Raw genomic sequence first — 19,888 nt, forward strand, 5'->3', positions numbered from 1 at the left:
ATAGCTCTTTTTCATGGTTGCATTTTTATTATAATTCAAATAATTATTAGGAATGCATTTGCCTATGTATTTAAATTATGCGGTGTTTTAAATCGATTTTTACTATATTTAATGGTAATACTTAAAATTTACTCTTAAATTTTCAAAAACAGAAACTCATTTTCATATTACGATGTTTTCAAACGGCAAAAAACATGCTATGATAAGACCATAGAAAGACGATTTGTGGGATACTAAATTCTTAGATGAGGTGATTTTCATGAACAAATATCTTGAATCAGTTATCGAAGGCGTACGTACGAAATATGCTAACGAACCGGAATTCGTCCAGACCGTAGAAGAAGTATTGTCGTCTCTGGAACCGGTTGTAGAAAAACATCCGGAATATGAAAAATTTGACTTGCTGAACCGCTTGGTCGTACCGGAAAGACAATTCACCTTCCGCGTCGTATGGCAGGACGATGCCGGCAACTATCATACGAACACGGGCTACCGCTTCCAGTTTAACGGAGCAATCGGGCCGTATAAAGGCGGTCTCCGCTTCCAGAAAAACGTATATCCCGGCATCATTAAATTCCTGGGCTTCGAACAGATTTTCAAAAATGCTTTGACGGGCCTCCCAATCGGCGGCGCAAAAGGCGGCGCAGACTTCGACCCGACAGGCAAATCCGACGCAGAAATCATGCGCTTCTGCCAGAGCTTCATGCAGGGTCTCTATCGCTACATTGGTCCCGACATCGACGTTCCGGCCGGCGATATGGGCGTTGGCGGCCGTGAAATCGGCTACCTCTTCGGCGAATACCGCCGCTTGAAGGGCGCATTTGAAAACGGCGTATTGACGGGCAAAGGCTTCAGCTTCGGCGGCTCTCTCATTCGTCCGGAAGCAACGGGCTACGGCGCCGTATACTTCTTGGAAAACGTCCTGAAAGACGACGGCCAGGATATCAAAGGCAAGACCATTGCCGCAGCAGGCTTCGGCAACGTAACCTGGGGCATCTGCAAAAAAGCTACGGAATTGGGCGCTAAAGTCGTTACGTTGTCCGGTCCTGACGGATACATCTATGATCCCGATGGCGTCGCTACGGAAGAAAAGATCGATTACTTGTTAGAAATGCGCAACAGCGGCCGCAACCGCGTACAGGATTATGCGGATAAATTCGGCGTAGAATTCTTCCCGGGCGAAAAACCGTGGGGCAGAAAAGTCGATATCGTTATGCCGTCTGCTATGCAGAACGACGTTCATATGGAACAGGCAAAACAGATCGCGGCCAACAAGGTTCGCTACTACATCGAAGTCGCCAACATGCCTACGACGAACGACGCATTGAAATACTTAATGGAACAGAAAGACATGATCGTAGCTCCGTCCAAGGCTGTTAACGCCGGCGGCGTTGCCGTATCGGCCCTTGAAATGAGCCAGAACAGCGAACGTCTCGTTTGGACGGCAGAAGAAGTTGACGCACGTCTCCACCAGATCATGAATACGATTTACAACAACTGCAAAGACGCAGCAGCTCGCAACGGCTTAGGCTACAACCTCGTCGCCGGCGCCAACATCGCTGGTTTCGAACGCGTTGCCGATGCAATGCTCGCTCAAGGCGTATTCTAAAAACATACTCCAACATAAAAAATACTGTGCAGCTCCGGCTGCACAGTATTTTTTATGTCCTGGTAACGGACGATGTTACAGAGTATGCTTTTTAAAGTCTTCTTGCACGGCCCGGCGCAATCCTTCATTTTCCAAGAGCTTAAATACGATGCGGCCCATAATTTCCGCCCCCTGGGCGATAACCGGCTCGATAGCTTTATTTTTTACGGCGTCGGCAATTTGTACGGAATGTTCCGGATAATACGTATCTCCCATGGCCAGGCACAGATGAAGGGCCGGACATTGATGGCTGATATTGCCGATGTCCGAGCTCTGGCACTCTTCCGTATCGGTAAAGGGAATGCCCATTTCACGCAGCACCGACCGCGATACTTCCGTCGCCGCTTCATTCCAAACCATATTGTCAAATTCATATCCCATCTGCGTCACTTCATACGTCGTTTCTGTCGCAATGGCCGCCCCTTCGAAGCATTTCATGATTTTAGCAATGACTTCGTTTAAATACGGCCGATCGCTGTGACGAACGCAGCATTCAAGCTCTGCATAGTCCGGCACGACGTTCGACGCCGTGCCGCCGTTGACGAGATAGACGCCAATCCGCGTTTCCGGCCGTACGTGCTGGCGCAGCATGTCGATAGCGTGAATTGCCAGCATCGCGCCGTTCAGGGCGTTGCGGCCATTCCACGGGCTGCTCGCCGCATGAGCCGTTTGCCCATGAAAAGCGACGCGATAATCGCTAAGAGCCAAGAAATGTGAGTTGGCCATCGTCTTATCGGGCATGACATGCGTCATCATCGCTAAATCATAGTCATGAAAGATTCCCTGCTCGCACATGGCGACCTTGCCGCCCCGCAGCTCTTCGTCTGGCGTACCGATGAGATCAACATGCACGGGAAGATCGGCCATATCCAAAAAAGCGGCCGCCGTCAGAAAGCTCATAGCACCGTTTGCCGAATGGCCGCATCCGTGCCCGATTTCCGGCAGGGCGTCATATTCGGCCAGAAGAGCCACTTTCAAAACCGGGTTGGAAACCTTCCGTACCGTCGCCTTAAACGCCGTCGGCAAACCGGCAAACTGCTCCGTCACCTCCATGCCCAGGGCACGGCAGGCTTCGACATAGGCCGCGCAGGCATGATATTCTTCGCCCGACAGCTCCGGGTCGTCGGCAATGCGGTAATTTAAAGAAAAAGCTTGCGGACCATATTTCTGCACGCTTTGTGCAAACTGATTTATGAAAGACATATATACACCTATTTCCTATAAATTTATAGAACGTACTGAATCAAGAACATATACGACGGAATCACGATAAGCCCCAATACTACCGTGATAAAGCTGATCTCCGTAGCATACTTCACATCAGCTCCAACCGCCTTGGCGACGACGGTCATCTGCGTCATAGCCGGCATACTGGCCTGCATTGTAAACACCTGAGCCGACATCGGTGTAACAGACACAAAGGGAAGCAAGGCCAATACGCACAGCGGGCAAACGATAAACCGCCCCATCAGAGCCCCTATCAAGTCGCGGTCCCACTGTACGCTACGCAGCGGCAGCGAACTCATTTCAATGCCGATGACGATAAGGGACAGCGGCGTCGCCAGATTTCCTACGTACTGGAAAGATACGTGAAGGAATTCAGGCAGCTTAACGTCGGCCATAATCAACGCCAGGCCAATGAGAAAGGCCACCAGCGGAGGCGAAAACACCTTTTTGACAGTCTGCAGCGAAAATAACGGCATATTTCCCTGTCCGCCCGTACTGTCGTTGACGATGTGATAAATCCCCAAGGTCCAGAACATCGTCGTATTCGCCATATAATACAGCATGACCGAAGGCACGCTCTGCGTACCGAATAAGGCCAGGTTAACGGGAAGTCCGATGAAGATCGTATTGGCGACAAAAAAACAGGTAATAAAGATGCCCTGCCGCTCCCTGCGTATGTGCAGCGCCGCAGCTGCCGCCCGGCCCACGACGTAGGCCAGGAGGATAGACAAAAAGGGCAGAGCCAAATCCGGCGCAATCCGCAGCAGCGAATCATGTGTAAAATCCCGCTCCAACTGGCAAATCATGAACAACGGCAAGGCGACCTTCATGATAAGCCGGGTTAATATTGCGCTGGTATCCGGTCCAAACCACCCTTTCTTCGACAACACAAAACCGATGCCAATCATAAACAATATTTCAAAAATACCCTGCAGCCCATGAAACACAGCTTCCACTATCAATCCATCTCCCTCTTATGTCAAGTCGTATAGCCTAGGCTGTCGGTCATGAAATATATTGATACGGCTTCGAATATCGGTGACGCTGTCCAAGTCGATATCTGCACGAAGCATCTCTTCGCCGTCTCCCCCCTGCGCCAAGACATTCCCCCACGGGTCGATAATCATCGAATGGCCGCCGAACTGCATGGAATCCGTACTGCCGCAGCTGTTGACCGCCACGATGAACAGCTGGTTTTCAATCGCTCTGGCCTGATTCAATATGCACCAGTGATCCACGCGGGACGCCGGCCAGGCCGCCGGCACAAAAATAATCTGCGCCCCCGTCAGCGTCGCCATCCGCACCCATTCGGGAAAACGGACATCATAACAAATCACGGCAGCCATGGGAATGCTATCCAAGGAAAACGCGCAGCCCTTTGTTCCCGGCGTAAATTTTTCATCTTCATGGCCCGGCGCAAATAAATGCACCTTGTCATACGAGCTGACAATACGGCCGCTGCGATCTGCCACGTACATCGTATTATACAGCTTACCTTCCCGACGGACAGCTGCAGAACCGCCGACAATATGAACGCCGAACCGAGCCGCTGACTCTGATAAGAAGGCCTGCGTCCGCCGCCCGTCCTCATCGGCCAATTCACGGATATTGTCGGGATAAAAGGACGTATTCCACATTTCCGGCAGTACGATAATATCGGGCCGCTCCTGTGCAGCGTTTCGTATCCAGTCTTCTACTTGCTTATAATTATGCTCTACATCCCCCAGCCGCAGAGACATCTGAGCCGCTGCAATCTTCATATCTGTCCCTTCTTTCTACTGTATATTTTTGATAACATCTCGCCATAAATCATTATAATAGAAATATAAGAGAAACACAATATCCGATTGTATGAGAGCCTGCGGCAACAAAACGAAACATCCCCTATCCTTGCCGGGGCTTGAAAAAAGGACTGTATATTGATATAGTAAAATGAATAGCATATGAGAGAAGGGATAGTATGGCTAAAACGAAAAAGACCAACGTCATGCGCATTTTAGATAAACAAAAAATTTTCTATACAACGAAAGCTTATGAATATTCTGAAGACGACCTGTCCGGCGTTCACGCCGCCGCCGAGCTCGGCATGGACCCGGCCCAGGTATTCAAAACGCTGGTAGGACAGGGAAACAAGACGGGACCCGTCGTATTCTGCATTCCCAGTCACAAGGAGCTCGATTTAAAGAAGGCCGCATCCTGCAGCGGCAATAAATCGGTTCAGCTGCTCCACGTCAAAGATCTGCTCGGCTTGACGGGATATATCCGCGGCGGCTGCTCCCCTATCGGCATGAAAAAGCAGTTTCCTACGTATATCGACGAGTCAGCCCTGCAATACGAAGCCATCAGCCTCAGCGCCGGCATGCGGGGGCAGCAGGTCCTCGTAGCGCCGCAGGACGTCGCCCAGTTGATTCACGCAGAATTCCATCAGCTCACGATGAAAGACATTACATTGACGGAAGGAAGAGTACGATGACAGACAAAGAAATGGAACCTTGGCTGCATGAGCTCATGCAGTGTTCAAAATGCGAATTGCGTCACGAAGGCAACCGCGGCCCGACGCGATACTCCGGCGACCCGGCGTCGCCCCTCATGTTCGTCGGCGAAGGACCCGGCGGTGTGGAAGATGAGTACGGCGTGCCCCTTGTCGGCCCGTCGGGACAGCTGCTGGACAAAGCCCTGTGGAGCGTAGGACTGACGCGCGACCACGTCTACGTTACGAATATCGTCAAATGCCGCCCTAAGAACAACCGGACGCCGACGCTGGAAGAAGGAAAGCGCTGCGCCAACATCCATCTCCTCCGTGAAATCGAAATGGTACAGCCGAAGGTCATCGTCTGCCTGGGAAAGGTCGCCTTTCAGTATTTCTACGGAAAAACAGCCAGCATTATGCGCAACCGCGGCATCTGGTTCGACTATCACGGCATTCCCGTCATGCCGACGTATCATCCGGCCTTCTTGCTGCGCCAAACCGGCAAGGACCTCGTAGAATCCAAATGGCAGGTATACTACGATTTCAAGGCTGCCGTAGACAAAGCCAAGGAAGCCATGCCGGACTATGTATACCAAAGCCCGGAAAAGCCCAACCTGATGGAGCAGTTCGAAGACCTCCATAAATCCAGACATTTTTAACCGACTGCAGCACACGCCCCTTTATATCCATCCGATGTGAAGGGGTGTATGTTATACTGCGAATACCGATTAGCCTTGCCTCATCTATGGACAGCAAAGAGAGTCCTATCATATAATGAATGCAAAGGATATTCGGGAGGTGAAATACATGAACAAAGCGATGCCCATCGGCGTTGATGACTTTAAAAAAGTGCGGGAAGACTATTACTTTGTAGATAAGACGGATTTTATTCGGCAGCTCATAGATACACATAGTGCCGTAACACTTATTACTCGTCCCCGGCGTTTTGGGAAAACGCTGACCCTGAGCATGTTGGAGTATTTCTTTTCCATTGATCGGAAAAAAGAAAGTCAAGGCTTGTTTTCAGGATTATCAGTAGAAAAAAGTGGGACGGCGTACATGAACCATCTCGGTGCGCATCCCGTTATCTTCATATCGTTAAAAAATGTATCGGGCGACACATGGGAAAGTATCGTTAAGAGTCTGGGCTTTGCGTTAGCCGATTTGTATAGAAGTTTTAACTATCTGTCTCAAAGTGCGGTTGTAGACGACTCATTAAAAATTTATCTTCAAAAAGTCATATATGAGAATGCTACGCAGGATGAATTGGCTGTTTCTTTATTGAGATTGACTACAATGCTGCATCAGCATTATGGAAAACCAGTGATTCTGCTTATAGATGAATACGATGCGCCAATACAGCAGGCTTGGGAACGGGGATTTTACGGCGAATGTATTCGGTTTATGCGGCAATTTTTAGGCAGCGCTTTAAAGACAAATGCATCATTAGATTTTGCGGTTCTAACAGGCGTACTTCGTATTGCCAAAGAAAGCATTTTCAGCGGCCTGAACAACTTAGACGTCTGCTCAATCCTGCGCGATAAGTACAGTACGGTTTTCGGATTTACGCCGGAAGAAGTCGCTAAATTAACGGAAGATATAGGCAAACCGGAAGTACTGCCGGAACTGAAACAGTGGTATGACGGGTATCGCTTTGGCAGCAGTGAAATATATAATCCCTTATCGGTCATCAGCTACATCGATAACCAATGCCTCCCTCGGCCCTATTGGATGAATACGTCTAATAACAGCATCCTGCGCGAGCTAGTTTCCCACGCCGATTACTTACAAATCAAGGCGCTGCGTGGACTCCTCCATGATACACCCGTTTCTGTCAGCTTGAATGAAGGCGTGATCTATGACCAGATTGGAAAAGACCGAAGCGCCTTATATACCATGCTGCTTACAACAGGGTATTTGACCGTATCGGAAAATATCCCGACGAGCTACGACCGCTACTTACTGCGCATTCCCAATGAAGAAATCAAACGGGTATACAGCATGAAAATCCTGAATACCATCGTAGAAGGAATGGATCGGGACACCTTCGACGGTTTATTTGATTTGCTGTTTACCGGCCAGAGCGAAGACTTTGCGTACCTGCTGCAAAAAATATTGCTGCGGTTTGCCAGCACCTATGATACGGCAAATAAAGAAAGCTTTTATCACGGCTTCATGTTGGGCATGGCCGCTCTGTTTTTAGGCCGAAATTATACGGTCGAATCGAATAGAGAAAGCGGCTACGGCCGGTTTGATCTCGCAATTTTCCCCAAAGATACAAATAAAGCCGGCGTCTTGATGGAGTTTAAAGCCACCAACAGCGAAGCGCAGCTGGAAGATAAAGCCGACGAAGCGCTGCGGCAGATTGAGGGAAGGCAGTACGGGACAGAATTTGAAAAACGGGGAATTTCAAAAGTCTGGAAATACGGCATTGCCTTCTGCGGCAAGCAAATTCATGTAAAAATGAAAATATAAGCACGATAGCAGCCCTAGCCAGTATCGGCTAGGGCCTTTTGCAATTAATGAAAAATGTCAAAATCTGTGCTGTTAGGGTTAATATATTATTGGAGATTACTAATCCACGCGGCGCATACAATACGGGATATGGCAGAAACAGCCGCTATCAAGTATGCCTATATGTTAAGTTTAGCGATTAGTACAGGTGATGATCCAGAAGCCGATATACAGACCGCCCTTTCGACGACAAAACAAAAGCCAAAAGCTACTGCACAGTCTTCTGCCCCGATGCAATCAGTAAGAAAGAAACAACCACTGAAATGTGCCGATTGCGGAGCAACAATCAGCGATAAAGTCAGTAGTTATTCTCAAAAGCAATTCGGACGTCCCCTATGTATCCGGTGTCAGCATCAAGTATCTCATATTGCATAATCTTAGAATAAAAATCCGTTTTATGTAAACTTTATGTATTGTTAAAAAAGTTCATATAAATTAAATATCTTCAAAATAAGGTGCCAAAAAGCTCTTTTTTATAAAATATGGCCTCATGGAAAACACCCATGAGGCCAGTTTCTATCTGTATGGAGCGGATGAAGGGGATCGAACCCTCGTACCAAGCTTGGGAAGCTCGTATTCTACCACTGAATTACACCCGCATGTTATGGTACTTATTAAGTATATCAAATACACGAGCCCTTTGTAAAGAGATTGGAGCTGAAAATATAATAAAATCCCAGGAGCGGCCTTCGTCATGTCACTGTTTTGTTACAGTTTCGCCGCATCTCTATTCCTAAGGCAGACTTTATGTTATAATGCATTCACAAGGATTTTAGAAAGGATAGTGATACGCTATGAAAAAAATCTTAACTGCCGTCGCGATGGCCGGAACGCTCCTGATGGGCTGCGCCGCCGTCGGCGCAATGGACTCGACGACATTGCTGAATAATCCCGACCGGTACCGCGTCGTAAGCACCCAGCCCGACGGCGTCGTATACGTCGATATGGATTCTATAAAGAGCATGCAGACTCGAGACTTCCCCAACAGCATCGAAAATATTTCCTGCACGCTGTACGTAGAAAAGTACAACAGCACCTTGGACGCCATGGCCTTCCAGCAAAATCAGGTCATCCGTCAGATCAACGAATATACGGCGACGCTTCACGGCAATAAACGCGACAACACGTACGATTTAAAAGCGGAATTGCAGCAGGTCTACTCTCCCCAGGGAGAAGCAAAGGAAATCAGCATCGACACGATTCAATTTAAAAATATCAAAGACATGTTCGTCAATACCCATCGCCTGGCTGCATTGCCGAAGCAGTAAAGACATATTTTTCCAGAGATACAAGGGGCTTGCCGCACGTTAAACGTGCAGCAAGCCCCTTTATCATGTCCTGCAGCGACAAACAAAACACGCCCTATCCCGAAGGATAAGGCGTGTTTTGCTGTATGTGATTCTATGAGCAAATAGAGTTATACACTAACGTATCGGCTTATTTTCCAGCCAAGGTCTTGTATGCTTCGAGACGGTCTTTCATGTCTTCAGCCGTCTTTTCGAAGAATTCGTCAGCCTTTTCAGGGAATACGGTCTTCAGCGATGCATAGCGGACTTCGCCCATGAGGAAGTCTTTAATGTCGCTGACCGGTTCTTTAGAATCGAGGATGAACGGATTCTTGCCTTCAGCTTTCAGAGCCGGGTTGTAGCGATACAGGTGCCAGTAGCCAGCTTCAACGGCTTTCTTAGCTTCGATCTGGCTGTTGGCCATACCGGCTTTGATGCCGTGGTTGATGCACGGTGCATAGCCGATGATCAAGCTCGGGCCGTCATAAGCTTCAGCTTCCTGAATCGCTTTCAGGCACTGGTTCTTGTCGGCGCCCAAGGCAACCTGAGCGACGTATACATAGCCATAGGTCATAGCGATGCGGCCCAAGTCTTTCTTTCTCGTCTTCTTGCCGCCGGCTGCGAACTTAGCGATAGCCGAGGTCGGCGTAGCTTTGGAGGACTGACCGCCCGTGTTGGAGTAAACTTCCGTATCGAATACGAAAACGTTGACGTTTTCGCCCTGAGCCAATACGTGGTCCAAGCCGCCGAAGCCGATGTCATAAGCCCAGCCGTCGCCGCCTAAGATCCACTGGCTGCGTTTTACCAAATTGTCGCGGCGTTCATAGATGCGTTTGCAGATCGGGCATACGTCCTTAGCTGCTTCTACGACGGCGACAACTTTGTCAGCCCGTTCGCGCGTGCCTTCGCTTACGTCCTTATTGTCGAGCCATTCCTGGAATACGGCTTTCGCGTCGGCCGGTGTATTCGGGTTGTCGATAGCTTCCTGAATATCCATAGCCATTTTTTCGCGAACCTGCTGCGTAGCCAAGAACATGCCCAAGCCGAATTCGGCGTTGTCTTCGAACAAGGAGTTCGCCCAGCCCGGGCCGTGGCCTGCTTCGTTCGTCGTGTACGGCATGGACGGTACGCTGCCGGACCATACGGAGGAGCAGCCCGTAGCGTTAGCAACCATCATGCGGTCGCCGAAGAGCTGCGTAATGAGTTTTGCATACGGCGTTTCGCCGCAGCCTGCGCAGGCGCCGGAGAATTCGAGCAGCGGCTGTTCGAACTGGCTGCCTTTAACGGTGAATTTATTCATGGGGTTCTTCTTAGCAGGGAGATTGACGGCATAATCCCAGAGGGGAGCTTTTTCTTCCTGAGAACCGAAGGGTTTCATTTCCAGGGCTTTTTCCTTAGCCGGGCAAACCTGAGCGCAGCTGCCGCAGCCTAAGCAGTCGAGGACGCTGACAGCCATGGTGAAGTGCATGCCGGGAACGCCGACAGCCGGTTTCGTCTTGAGGCCGGCCGGAGCAGCGGCGACTTCTTCATCCGTCAAGAGAACCGGACGAATAGCTGCGTGCGGGCAGACGAAGGAACACTGGTTGCACTGGATACATTTTTCTGCATCCCATTCCGGTACGTTGATAGCAACGCCGCGTTTTTCATAAGCAGCCGTGCCCTGCGGGAATGCGCCGTCTTCCAGGCCGATGAACGTGCTGACCGGCAAGGAGTCGCCTTCCTGTGCGTTGACCGGTTCCAAAATCTTCGTAACGAATTCGGGAACGTCTTTGACAGGAGCAGCTTCATCGGCAGCGTCAGCCCAGCTGGCCGGAACGTCGATTTTTACGATGCCTGTCACGCCATTGTCGATAGCGGCGTTGTTCATGTCGACGACTTTCTGGCCTTTTTTGCCGTACGAGGAAACGACAGCGTCTTTCAGGTATTTAACAGCATCGTCAATAGGAATGATGTCGGCGATCTTGAAGAACGCAGCCTGCATGATCATGTTGAAGCGGCCGCCTAAGCCGATTTTCTGAGCGATGTTTACAGCGTCGATCGTGTAGAACTGAATATCGTTCTGCGCGATGTAGCGTTTCATCGAAGCCGGCAGGTTCGCGTCCAGTTCTTCCGGAGTCCAGAGGGTGTTCAGGAGGAAGCTGCCGCCTTTCTTCAGGCCGGACAATACGTTGTATTTATGTACGTACGACTGCTGCGAACAGGAAACGAAAGCAGCTTTGTTGATGAGGTACGTCGATTTGATCGGGTTTTTGCCGAAGCGGAGGTGAGATACGGTAATACCGCCGGATTTCTTGGAGTCATAGGCAAAGTAAGCCTGAGCGTGCATATCCGTGTGGTCACCGATAATCTTAACAGCGCTCTTGTTGGCGCCGACCGTGCCGTCGGAGCCAAGGCCCCAGAACTTGCAGGCCGTCGTGCCTTCCGGCGTCGTGTCGATGTCTTCGCCGAGGGGCAGGGACGTGTAGGTAACGTCGTCGACGATGCCGATAGTGAACTGATCTTTCGGCTGGTCGAGCTTCAAGTTTTCGAATACGGAAAGAATGTGGGTCGGAGTCGTGTCTTTTCCGCCGAGGCCAGCGCGGCCGCCTACGATAAGAGGCTGTTTTTCCTTGCCGGCATATACGCCCTTGACGTCGAGGTACAGCGGTTCAGCAACGGAGCCCGGTTCTTTCGTGCGGTCAAGAACAGCGATCTTCGTAACCGTTTCCGGAATATATTTGAAGAAGTATTTTTCCGAGAACGGGCGATAGAGGTGAACTGCCAGGAGTCCGACTTTTTCACCGCGTTTGTTGAGGAAGTCTACCGTTTCTTCGATAGCGTCCGTCAAGGAACCCATAGCGACAATCATGCGGTCTGCGTCGGGAGCGCCGTAGTATCTGAAGGGATGGTATTCCCGGCCCGTGAGAGCGGAAATTTTTTCCATGTAGTCTTCAACGATATCCGGCAGCGCTTCGTAGTACTTGTTCTGTACTTCCTGCTGCTGGAAGTAGATATCCGAGTTCTGCAGCGTGCCCTTCGTCGTCGGATGATCCGGGTTGGTAGCGCGGTCGCGGAATTCTTTAACAGCGTCCATGTCGACTAATTTTGCCAAATCGTCGTAGTCGAAGGCTTCGATTTTTTGAATTTCATGAGACGTGCGGAAGCCGTCGAAGAAGTTGAGGAACGGAACGCGGCCTTTAATTGCCGATAAGTGAGCGACAGCCGACAAGTCCATAACTTCCTGAACGCTGCCTTCAGCCAGCATAGCAAAGCCGGTCTGACGGCAAGCCATGACGTCGCGCTGGTCGCCGAAAATGCACAAGGTGTTCGTGCCGAGAGCACGAGCTGCAACGTGGAATACGCCCGGGAGCAATTCGCCGGCGATTTTGTACATATTCGGAATCATAAGGAGCAAGCCCTGAGAAGCCGTGTAGGTCGTCGTCAAAGCGCCTGCCTGCAAAGAGCCGTGAACAGCGCCGGCAGCGCCGCCTTCAGCCTGCATTTCCTGAACGCGGACAACTTGTCCGAACATGTCCTTAACGCCCTTAGTCGCCCATTCGTCCATTTTTTCCGCCATCGTGGAAGAAGGCGTAATAGGATAAATAGCGGCAACATCAGTAAACACGTAGGACACATAAGCGGCAGCGGTATTGCCGTCCATGGTCATTATTTTTTTTGCCATGAAAATCCCTCCAACTAATAAAAAATAGTCTTCAATGGCTTTATTATAACGCACAATTCTATATCTGTATAACAAATGAAATTAATCGCTTTAATCAATATTTTTGATTGTCAAGCCTGATGTAAGCCACTTTTCAATATTTTATAAAAATCATTGACGGAGAAAAGAAAATCTTGCATACTAGTCATATGAAGGAGAGATTATAAATTATGGAAATACGAAACTTAAATACCTTTCTTCAAGTCGTTTCTATAAAAAACTTCACGCAGGCGGCGAAAATCCTCGGCTATTCCCAGTCCAACGTCAGCGCGCAGATTCAGCAGCTGGAACGGGAGGTCGGCGCGCCCTTATTCAACCGCATCGGCCGCCAGGTCACGCTGACTCAGCATGGCGAGGAGCTGATTCCCTACGCCCAGAAAATCGTCGCGACGGCCCTACTGATGGAAAATTTCCTGAAATCCAAGGAATCCCTCGGCGGCACCCTGCGCATCGGCATGGTAGAATCGCTGTACGAAATCCTGTTCGAATCATCCCTTCTCCGTTATCATCAGCACTTTCCCAACGTCAAAGTCGAGTTAGTCGTCGACGATACGGCGACCCTGAAAAATCGGATGCAGATCGGCGTTCTTGACTTCGCCTGCCTCATTGCCGAGCCCCTGCCGAAAACGCAGTGGCACACATGGTATTCCCGAAAGGAAGACATCGTCGTCATCGCCAATCCCGGCAATCACCTGTGCCGGCAGAACTCTCTGACCCTGAGCGATTTAAAAGACGAGGAGTTCATCTTGATGGAATTGACAGCTCCCTACATCGTCACCTTTCAGAGCGCCATGTCCGCCCAGAATATTACCCTTCGCCCATTCTTGACGCTGCAAAGCGCCAACACGGCAACGCGCCTCGTCAGCAAGGGCAACTTTTTATCGGTCCTGCCCCAATACACCGTCGCCCAGGCGGCTAAGCAGGGCGATGTCGTCATCCTGCCGATTACCGACTTTTGCGACAGCTCGTACGTCCAGACAGTGCTCCACGCCAACAAGGTCATGACGCCGCAGATAGAAGGGTTCCTGCAGGAAATACAGGCAGTTATCGAGACGGAAACGTCCCGGCTCTAGGCATTCCGTCGTTTTATTACTACAATACACGCTGATTAAGAAGGTGAATACGTTATGAAATTAATGGTATCAGGCATTGGCGGCGTCGGCGGCTACATTGCCGCCGTTCTCTGCCACTATTATCCCGGCAGCGTCACGCTGATCGCCCGGGGCGAACGGAAGAAGGCCCTGGAACAGCGGGGATTGGTCGTCCACAGCGCCGTCTTAGGAGAACAAACCTATCATCCCGCCGTGACAGACTGCCCGGCCGACGTTGGCATTCAGGATGTAATTTTTGTCTGCGTAAAAACCTTTTCCCTGGACAAAGCCCTGGCCGCCCTTCGCCCATGCGTCGACGAGCACACCGTAGTCGTCCCTGTTATGAACGGCATCGACCATGCCGACCGGACCCGGGCCGCCCTTCCTGCGGGCCGAGTCGTAAATTCGCTTATTTACATCACATCATCCTACGACGGCGAATACGCCATCTGCCACGCCAGCCCCTACGTCCGCATGCGCGCAGACAGCCCCGACCGCGACGCCGCAGCCCTGGTCTGCCGCTTGCTGCATCACGAACAGGCCATGGAATGTACGATTCCCCAGGATATGAAAAGCGAAGTATGGAAAAAATACATCATAAACTGCGCCTACAACACGATTACGGCCTATTACACCTGTACGACACGAGGACTGCTGGAGCATCCGGAACGGCTAGCAGAGTTTCGGGCCCTTCTCGACGAAGCCTATGCCGTAGCCATAGCCGATGGCGTACAGCTCCCAGCCGGACTGACGGCGGAGATTTTCGAAGACATGATGCATTACCGCAATGCCGACGCGACGAGCTCTATGGCCCGCGACGCCATGGCTCACAAGCCGACGGAGCTTGAAACCTTCAGCGGCCATCTCGTCCGCCTGGCCGATCATCTGGGCGTGCCGGCTCCCGTATCCAAGCGATTCTATCAAGAGCTGCTGAAACGGGAGGTAAGGGCATGAAACTGATGGTAACAGGTATCGGCGGCGTCGGCGGCTACGTCGCATCTGTCTTATGCGCCGCCTACTCCGACGTCACGCTGATCGCCCGGGGACCGCGCAAAGAAGCGCTGCTGGAAAAGGGCCTCGTCCTCCACAGCGACGTCTTCGGCGAACACACGGCCTTTCCCGCCGTGACCGACGACCCGTCGGCAGCGGGCATACAAGACATGATATTCGTCTGCGTAAAGAATTATTCCCTCGCCGATGCGCTCACGGCGATTCGTCCCTGCATTGGCCGGCACACCGTCGTCGTCTTGATATTGAACGGCGTCGACCACGGCGCCGTTGCCAAAAAGCTCCTGCCGAAATGTCCCATCGTCGACACGACGATCTACATTACGTCGGCCTATGAAGCAGATTTTTCCATACGCCAATCGGGAACCTTCGCCCGCATCTTTATCGGCTCCGACGACAAGGAGGCGGCGCAGCGCGCCTACGACGTGCTCAACTGCGAAGGCCTGACGTGCCGCCTCTCCGACGATATTACGGCGGAAATCTGGAACAAATACATTACGAACTGCGCCTACAATGTCATTACGTCCTATTACGAAGGGACCATCGGCTACGTCTTCTCCCAGCCCAAGGGCAAAGAAGAGTTCCGCACCCTCCTGGATGAGGCCTATGCCGTCGGCAAGGCATTGGGCATCGCCCTCTCGCCAACCCTTCCCGAGGAGATTTACGACCGCGTCATGCGCCAAAAGAACAAAGACGTCTCCAGCTCCCTGGCCCGCGACATCATGCAGAGCCGTCAAAGCGAGCTGGAAACCTTCAGCGGATACTTGGTAAAAACGGCTGACGAGCTGCATATTCCCGTTCCCTTCTCAGCCCATTGCTACCACACGATATTGCAGCGCCTGCAGCATACGGCGACATAAGCATAATACCAAAGGCCCCCGTGCTCTATGAAATCTATCCATAGAGCACGAGGGCCTTTTTCGTATAAAAAGACTCTTGCCAACCTGCCGGCCATAGCCATAACAAGTTGGCAAGAGCTTGTAAGCACTTAAAAGGTTGTTTTCGTTTACTACAGACCGGACATCCCGTCGGTGAAACATGTAAGCGGTGAATCATCGGCTTTGGATTCTATGTCCGGGTACTACCTTTGACAGCAGCTCGTCTTATTTTTTCATGACGCGGGCTTCGCCGTCGGTGACGACTTTGCCGTCCTGGTTGGTGACAGTCGTCTTGAAGATAATGCGGTGTTTTGCATCGTCTTTTTCCTTGCATTCTACCGTCGCCGTCAGCGTGTCACCGTAGAATACCGGTGCCAGGAAGCTGAGGGACTGATTCATGTAAATCGTGTTCACGCCCGGCAGCTCCGTGCCCAGTACGGCCGAAATCAAACCTGCAGAAATCATGCCGTGGGCAATGCGCTGTTTGAACATGGAATTCTTAGCGAATTCTTTGTTGATGTGGACGGGGTTGAAGTCCGTCGTTACGCCGGCAAAGGCATATACGTCGAATTCGGAAATCGTCTTCGATACGGATGCTTTATCACCGATCTTAATATCTTCATATTTTACATCACGTGCCATTTTTTCATCTCCTCTCTTTGTGAAGTATATAACTGCATATTACAGTTCCAAACCCATGGGTTTGTCTTCAAAGATACGAGCGTCCATCAGCTTGACGTCTTTGACGATGGGCTTGAAGTCCATGTATGCCAATACGTCTTTTTCGATGTCGATGCCCGGTGCGACTTCGATCAGTTCCAAGCCTTCCGGAGTCAGCTTGAATACGGCGCGTTCCGTGACGTACAGTACGGGCTGGCCTACGGCATTTGCATAAGCGCCGCTGAACGTAACCTGTTCTACCTGTTTCAGGAACTTCTTGTTCCGGCCTTCGCTCGTGATGACCAGTTTGCCGTCTTTGACTTCTTCCTTCAGGCCGCCGGCTGTGAAGGTGCCGCAGAAGATTACCTTCTTGGAGTTCTGCGTGATGTTGATGAAGCCGCCGCAGCCTGCTACGCGGCCATTGAACTTACTTACGTTGATATTGCCGTTGACGTCCGATTCAGCCAAGCCGAGGATTGCCAGGTCTACGCCGCCGCCGTCATAGAAGTCAAACTGGTACGGCTGGTCGAGGATAACCGAGGCGTTCGTGGCTGCGCCGAAGCTCAGGCCGCCGGCCGGTACGCCGCCGATGGTGCCTGCTTCTGTCGTCAGTACCATGCTGTCGATGCCTTCTTCAGCAGCGACTACCGATACGCCTTCAGGCATGCCGATACCGAGGTTTACAACTGCGTCGGGAATCAGTTCCATAGCGCAGCGGCGGGCAATGATCTTGCGGTTGTTCAGTTTCAGCGGAGCTACCGAATCCAGAGGAACTTTTACATCGCCGTTGAATGCCGGGTTGTACGCATAATCCCAAGTCATCATATGGTCAGCTTCGTCAGCTTTTACGACATAGTCGACGATTACGCCGGGGATCTTAACGTCTCTCGGGTCCAGCGTATTCTTGGCTGCTACATCTTTTACCTGAACGATAACGATGCCGCCGCAGGCTTTAGCCGCTTCAGCGATAGCCAAGGCTTCGCCCGTGCCGATTTCGCCGTCCATCGTAACGTTGCCGTCTTCGTCGGCTGTCGTGCCGCGGATGATAGCTACATCAATTTTGTGCGGATGATACCAGAGCCATTCTTCGCCGCCCAATTCAATAACTTCAACGATATCTTCCTTCGTTACATCGTTGATTTTGCCGCCTTCCAGACGAGGATCAACGAAGGTACGGAGGCCGACTTTGGTAATCGTGCCGGGACGGCGGCCCGCGATGTCGCGGAACCACTGGGACAACGTGCCCTGCGGCAGGTTGTAGGCTTCTACTTTATTGTTATTTATCAATTCGCCCAAACGCGGTGTCAGGTTGAAGTGACCGCCGATAATACGTTTCAGCATGCCTTCGTCGCCGAGGTGGTTCAGGCCGCGTTCGCCGCTGTCGCCCTGGCCTGCAGCATAAATAACTGTCATGTCTTTAGGCGTGTTGTTAGCTCTAAAGGAAGCTTCCATTTCTTTCAATACTGCTTCCGGAATCAAACCGCCGACGAAACCGCTCGTTGCGATGGTTGCGCCGTCTTTAATCTGTTGTACTGCTTCAGCAGCCGTTACAAATTTTGCCATGATGAGCATCTCCTTTTGCTTTACATCTTAAACTTTACAAAATTTTTGTATATGTTGATGTATCTTAGTGAAGCCCTGTTACAGAATAGATAAAGATGATGACGAATACGGTGAAGGTCTTCAGTACCGTAATTACGAAGATATCTTTATACGATTCTTTATGCGTCAAGCCGCAAACTGCGAGCAGCGTGATGATAGCGCCGTTGTGGGGCAAGGTATCCAAACCGCCGGAAGCCATGGAAGCAACACGGTGGAGGATTTCCGGACCCATGCCGATGGACTGTGCCCAAGCGAGCCAATCCTGGGACATTAATTCCAAAGCGATAGCCATACCGCCGGAAGCAGAACCTGTAATACCAGCAAGCACCGTTACGCTGACAGCTTCGGATACGAGCGGCGTGCCGCCGATATGAATGCTCATGAGGAAGCCTGCTACTTCAGCAAAGCCCGGGAGCTGGGAGATAACGTTACCATAACCAACTTCGGATGCCGTGTTCATAATAGCGAGCAGGGAACCGATAGCACCGGCATTGAGGATCTTGGACATGCTGTCAACCGTCTTGATTTCGCGCCAGCCGGCAATCAAAGCGACGATGATGCCGCAGACAAGGGCGATAATCAAAGCCCAGATACTAACTACGTTCTGTACCTTAGCAGCTACGAGGGGAACGCCCTTCATATGCTGGAAGGGAACGAGGATATCGGGATTCCAAGCAACGAATTCAGTAACAGCAAAATTAACGACCAATACAGTCAGCAAGGGGAGGCAAGCAACCTGCCAGGAGAACAATTTTGCGTTCGGGTCCAGTACAGGTTCGTTCAGCGTATGATTGCCATAGCCTTCGCCTTTAGCGATGCAGGATTTCAAACGATGGATAATAAAGAAACCGCCAACGCCATAAATGATGACGGCGCCGATGATACCAGCAAGCGGGCCGGCATAAAGGTTCGTGCCGAAATATGTCGTCGGGATAATGTTCTGAATCTGCGGAGTACCGGGCAAGCAGTCCATCGTAGCCGTAAATGCACCTAAAGCGATGCAGGCCGGAATCAGGTGTTTCGGATAGTTAGCTTCTTTAAAGAGGGCTGCTGCGAACGGATATACTGCGAATACAACGACGAACATGAGAACGCCGCCGTAGGTCAGGATCGAACCTGCCAATACGATAGAAATAACGGCTTTTGTAGGTTCTTTGCCCAAGCCATTGATGATAGCGCTGGCCAAACCACGGGCAAGACCCGTTTCTTCCATGACCTTACCAAAAATAGCACCTAACATGAATACCGGGAAGTACGATTTGATGTACGTTACGGCTTTACCCATGAATAATTCGGTGTATGAAGGCATGAGGTCTAAACCAGTCAGCGTAGCCGCCAGGATAGCCATGATCGGGGCCATCATGATAACGGAGAAGCCGCGGTATGCGAACGTTATCAGGCCGATCAAGCTGAGTAAGATGACGAGAATGTTAAAATCCATGTGTACTCTCAACTCCTTATAACTTTGTGACAATTAGAACTTAAAAGGACTAAAAAATAAAACAGCCATGGCTAATGCATTCTTAATATTCAGGATATTGAAATCTAAAAATGCATTCTACACATTCATCATAGCATTTCCATTTCAGCAAAGTAAAATGGTCTGTCTTCATTTAATATATGAAATAATTTCATTCTTCGCTTGTAAAACGCTTTACGTCTCAAGAGCTATTTTATCCCATATTCTTTGACTTCCTTTGCATTCCTTGAATGAAAAAAAGTATAAAAAGTCTATTCCAGACACTATTGTTCCTTATTATGAAATACTGATAGACGCATGTATGCTGTACTTTAATTCAAGTCC

General features: G+C 50.6%; 15 protein-coding genes and 1 tRNA gene. 8 read left to right on the forward strand and 8 right to left on the reverse strand.

Annotation, left to right across the window (positions count from 1 at the left end; genetic code table 11):
- Positions 1–259 precede the first annotated feature (259 nt).
- Entirely contained in the window at positions 260–1,609 is a 1,350-nt protein-coding gene (gdhA, locus tag E0L13_RS09990; protein ID WP_168062133.1) for an NADP-specific glutamate dehydrogenase, read from the forward strand.
- A gap of 75 nt (positions 1,610–1,684) precedes the next feature.
- On the opposite strand, the gene E0L13_RS09995 is transcribed toward gdhA, so the two are convergent.
- Genes E0L13_RS09995 through E0L13_RS10005 form a run of 3 tightly spaced genes read right to left on the reverse strand, consistent with a single transcriptional unit; the run spans position 1,685 to position 4,635 of the window.
- A complete protein-coding gene (locus E0L13_RS09995) occupies positions 1,685–2,851 on the reverse strand; it encodes an amidohydrolase (protein WP_168062135.1) in 1,167 nt (388 codons plus the stop codon).
- A gap of 23 nt (positions 2,852–2,874) precedes the next feature.
- Positions 2,875–3,831, reverse strand: coding sequence for an AEC family transporter (locus E0L13_RS10000; protein WP_087478703.1), 957 nt, complete (start codon positions 3,829–3,831; stop codon positions 2,875–2,877).
- Between the two features lie 18 nt (positions 3,832–3,849).
- The gene (locus E0L13_RS10005) at positions 3,850–4,635 is read right to left on the reverse strand and encodes a carbon-nitrogen family hydrolase (protein ID WP_168062136.1); all 786 of its coding nucleotides are present in this window, start codon (positions 4,633–4,635) and stop codon (positions 3,850–3,852) included.
- A gap of 200 nt (positions 4,636–4,835) precedes the next feature.
- Here E0L13_RS10005 and ybaK point away from each other — a divergent pair, with 200 nt between their 5' ends.
- From ybaK to E0L13_RS10020, 3 genes are all read left to right on the forward strand, one after another.
- A complete protein-coding gene (gene ybaK / locus E0L13_RS10010; protein WP_095630254.1) occupies positions 4,836–5,348 on the forward strand; it encodes a Cys-tRNA(Pro) deacylase in 513 nt (170 codons plus the stop codon).
- Complete coding sequence (locus E0L13_RS10015) at positions 5,345–6,004, forward strand: uracil-DNA glycosylase (protein WP_095630253.1); 660 nt, start codon at positions 5,345–5,347, stop codon at positions 6,002–6,004. Before ybaK ends, E0L13_RS10015 begins: the two co-directional genes overlap by 4 nt.
- A gap of 148 nt (positions 6,005–6,152) precedes the next feature.
- Positions 6,153–7,820: an AAA family ATPase gene (locus tag E0L13_RS10020; protein WP_168062138.1), complete on the forward strand. Its 1,668-nt coding sequence runs from the start codon at positions 6,153–6,155 to the stop codon at positions 7,818–7,820.
- 564 nt (positions 7,821–8,384) lie between these two features.
- Here E0L13_RS10020 and E0L13_RS10025 read toward each other — a convergent pair.
- A tRNA-Gly gene (locus tag E0L13_RS10025) sits at positions 8,385–8,458 on the reverse strand.
- Positions 8,459–8,653: 195 nt separating this feature from the next.
- Here E0L13_RS10025 and E0L13_RS10030 point away from each other — a divergent pair.
- A complete protein-coding gene (locus E0L13_RS10030; protein ID WP_168062140.1) occupies positions 8,654–9,127 on the forward strand; it encodes a hypothetical protein in 474 nt (157 codons plus the stop codon).
- 169 nt (positions 9,128–9,296) lie between these two features.
- On the opposite strand, the gene nifJ is transcribed toward E0L13_RS10030, so the two are convergent.
- Positions 9,297–12,806: a pyruvate:ferredoxin (flavodoxin) oxidoreductase gene (gene nifJ, locus E0L13_RS10035; protein ID WP_168062142.1), complete on the reverse strand. Its 3,510-nt coding sequence runs from the start codon at positions 12,804–12,806 to the stop codon at positions 9,297–9,299.
- A 209-nt stretch (positions 12,807–13,015) separates the two neighbouring features.
- On the opposite strand from nifJ, the gene E0L13_RS10040 reads away from it, so the two are divergent.
- From E0L13_RS10040 to E0L13_RS10050, 3 genes are read left to right on the forward strand one after another with little or no spacing between them, the layout of a single operon-like run.
- A complete protein-coding gene (locus tag E0L13_RS10040; protein ID WP_168062144.1) occupies positions 13,016–13,918 on the forward strand; it encodes a LysR family transcriptional regulator in 903 nt (300 codons plus the stop codon).
- Between the two features lie 54 nt (positions 13,919–13,972).
- Positions 13,973–14,890: a 2-dehydropantoate 2-reductase gene (locus E0L13_RS10045; RefSeq protein WP_168062146.1), complete on the forward strand. Its 918-nt coding sequence runs from the start codon at positions 13,973–13,975 to the stop codon at positions 14,888–14,890.
- Positions 14,887–15,804 (forward strand): 2-dehydropantoate 2-reductase, encoded by a 918-nt coding sequence (locus E0L13_RS10050; protein ID WP_168062148.1) that lies wholly within the window; start codon positions 14,887–14,889, stop codon positions 15,802–15,804. Before E0L13_RS10045 ends, E0L13_RS10050 begins: the two co-directional genes overlap by 4 nt.
- 243 nt (positions 15,805–16,047) lie before the next feature.
- Here the strand turns inward: E0L13_RS10050 and E0L13_RS10055 are convergent, their stop codons facing one another.
- The 3 genes from E0L13_RS10055 to E0L13_RS10065 form a co-directional block, all read right to left on the reverse strand.
- Positions 16,048–16,464, reverse strand: a complete 417-nt coding sequence (locus E0L13_RS10055) for a MaoC family dehydratase (RefSeq protein ID WP_087478693.1) — start codon at positions 16,462–16,464, stop codon at positions 16,048–16,050.
- Positions 16,465–16,503: 39 nt separating this feature from the next.
- A complete protein-coding gene (locus E0L13_RS10060) occupies positions 16,504–18,045 on the reverse strand; it encodes an acyl CoA:acetate/3-ketoacid CoA transferase (protein WP_168062150.1) in 1,542 nt (513 codons plus the stop codon).
- A gap of 64 nt (positions 18,046–18,109) precedes the next feature.
- Positions 18,110–19,525 (reverse strand): GntP family permease, encoded by a 1,416-nt coding sequence (locus E0L13_RS10065; RefSeq protein WP_168062152.1) that lies wholly within the window; start codon positions 19,523–19,525, stop codon positions 18,110–18,112.
- Positions 19,526–19,888: the final 363 nt, after the last annotated feature.

This window comes from Megasphaera sp. SW808, from assembly GCF_012027795.1.
Classification (GTDB): Bacteria; Bacillota; Negativicutes; order Veillonellales; family Megasphaeraceae; genus Megasphaera; species Megasphaera stantonii.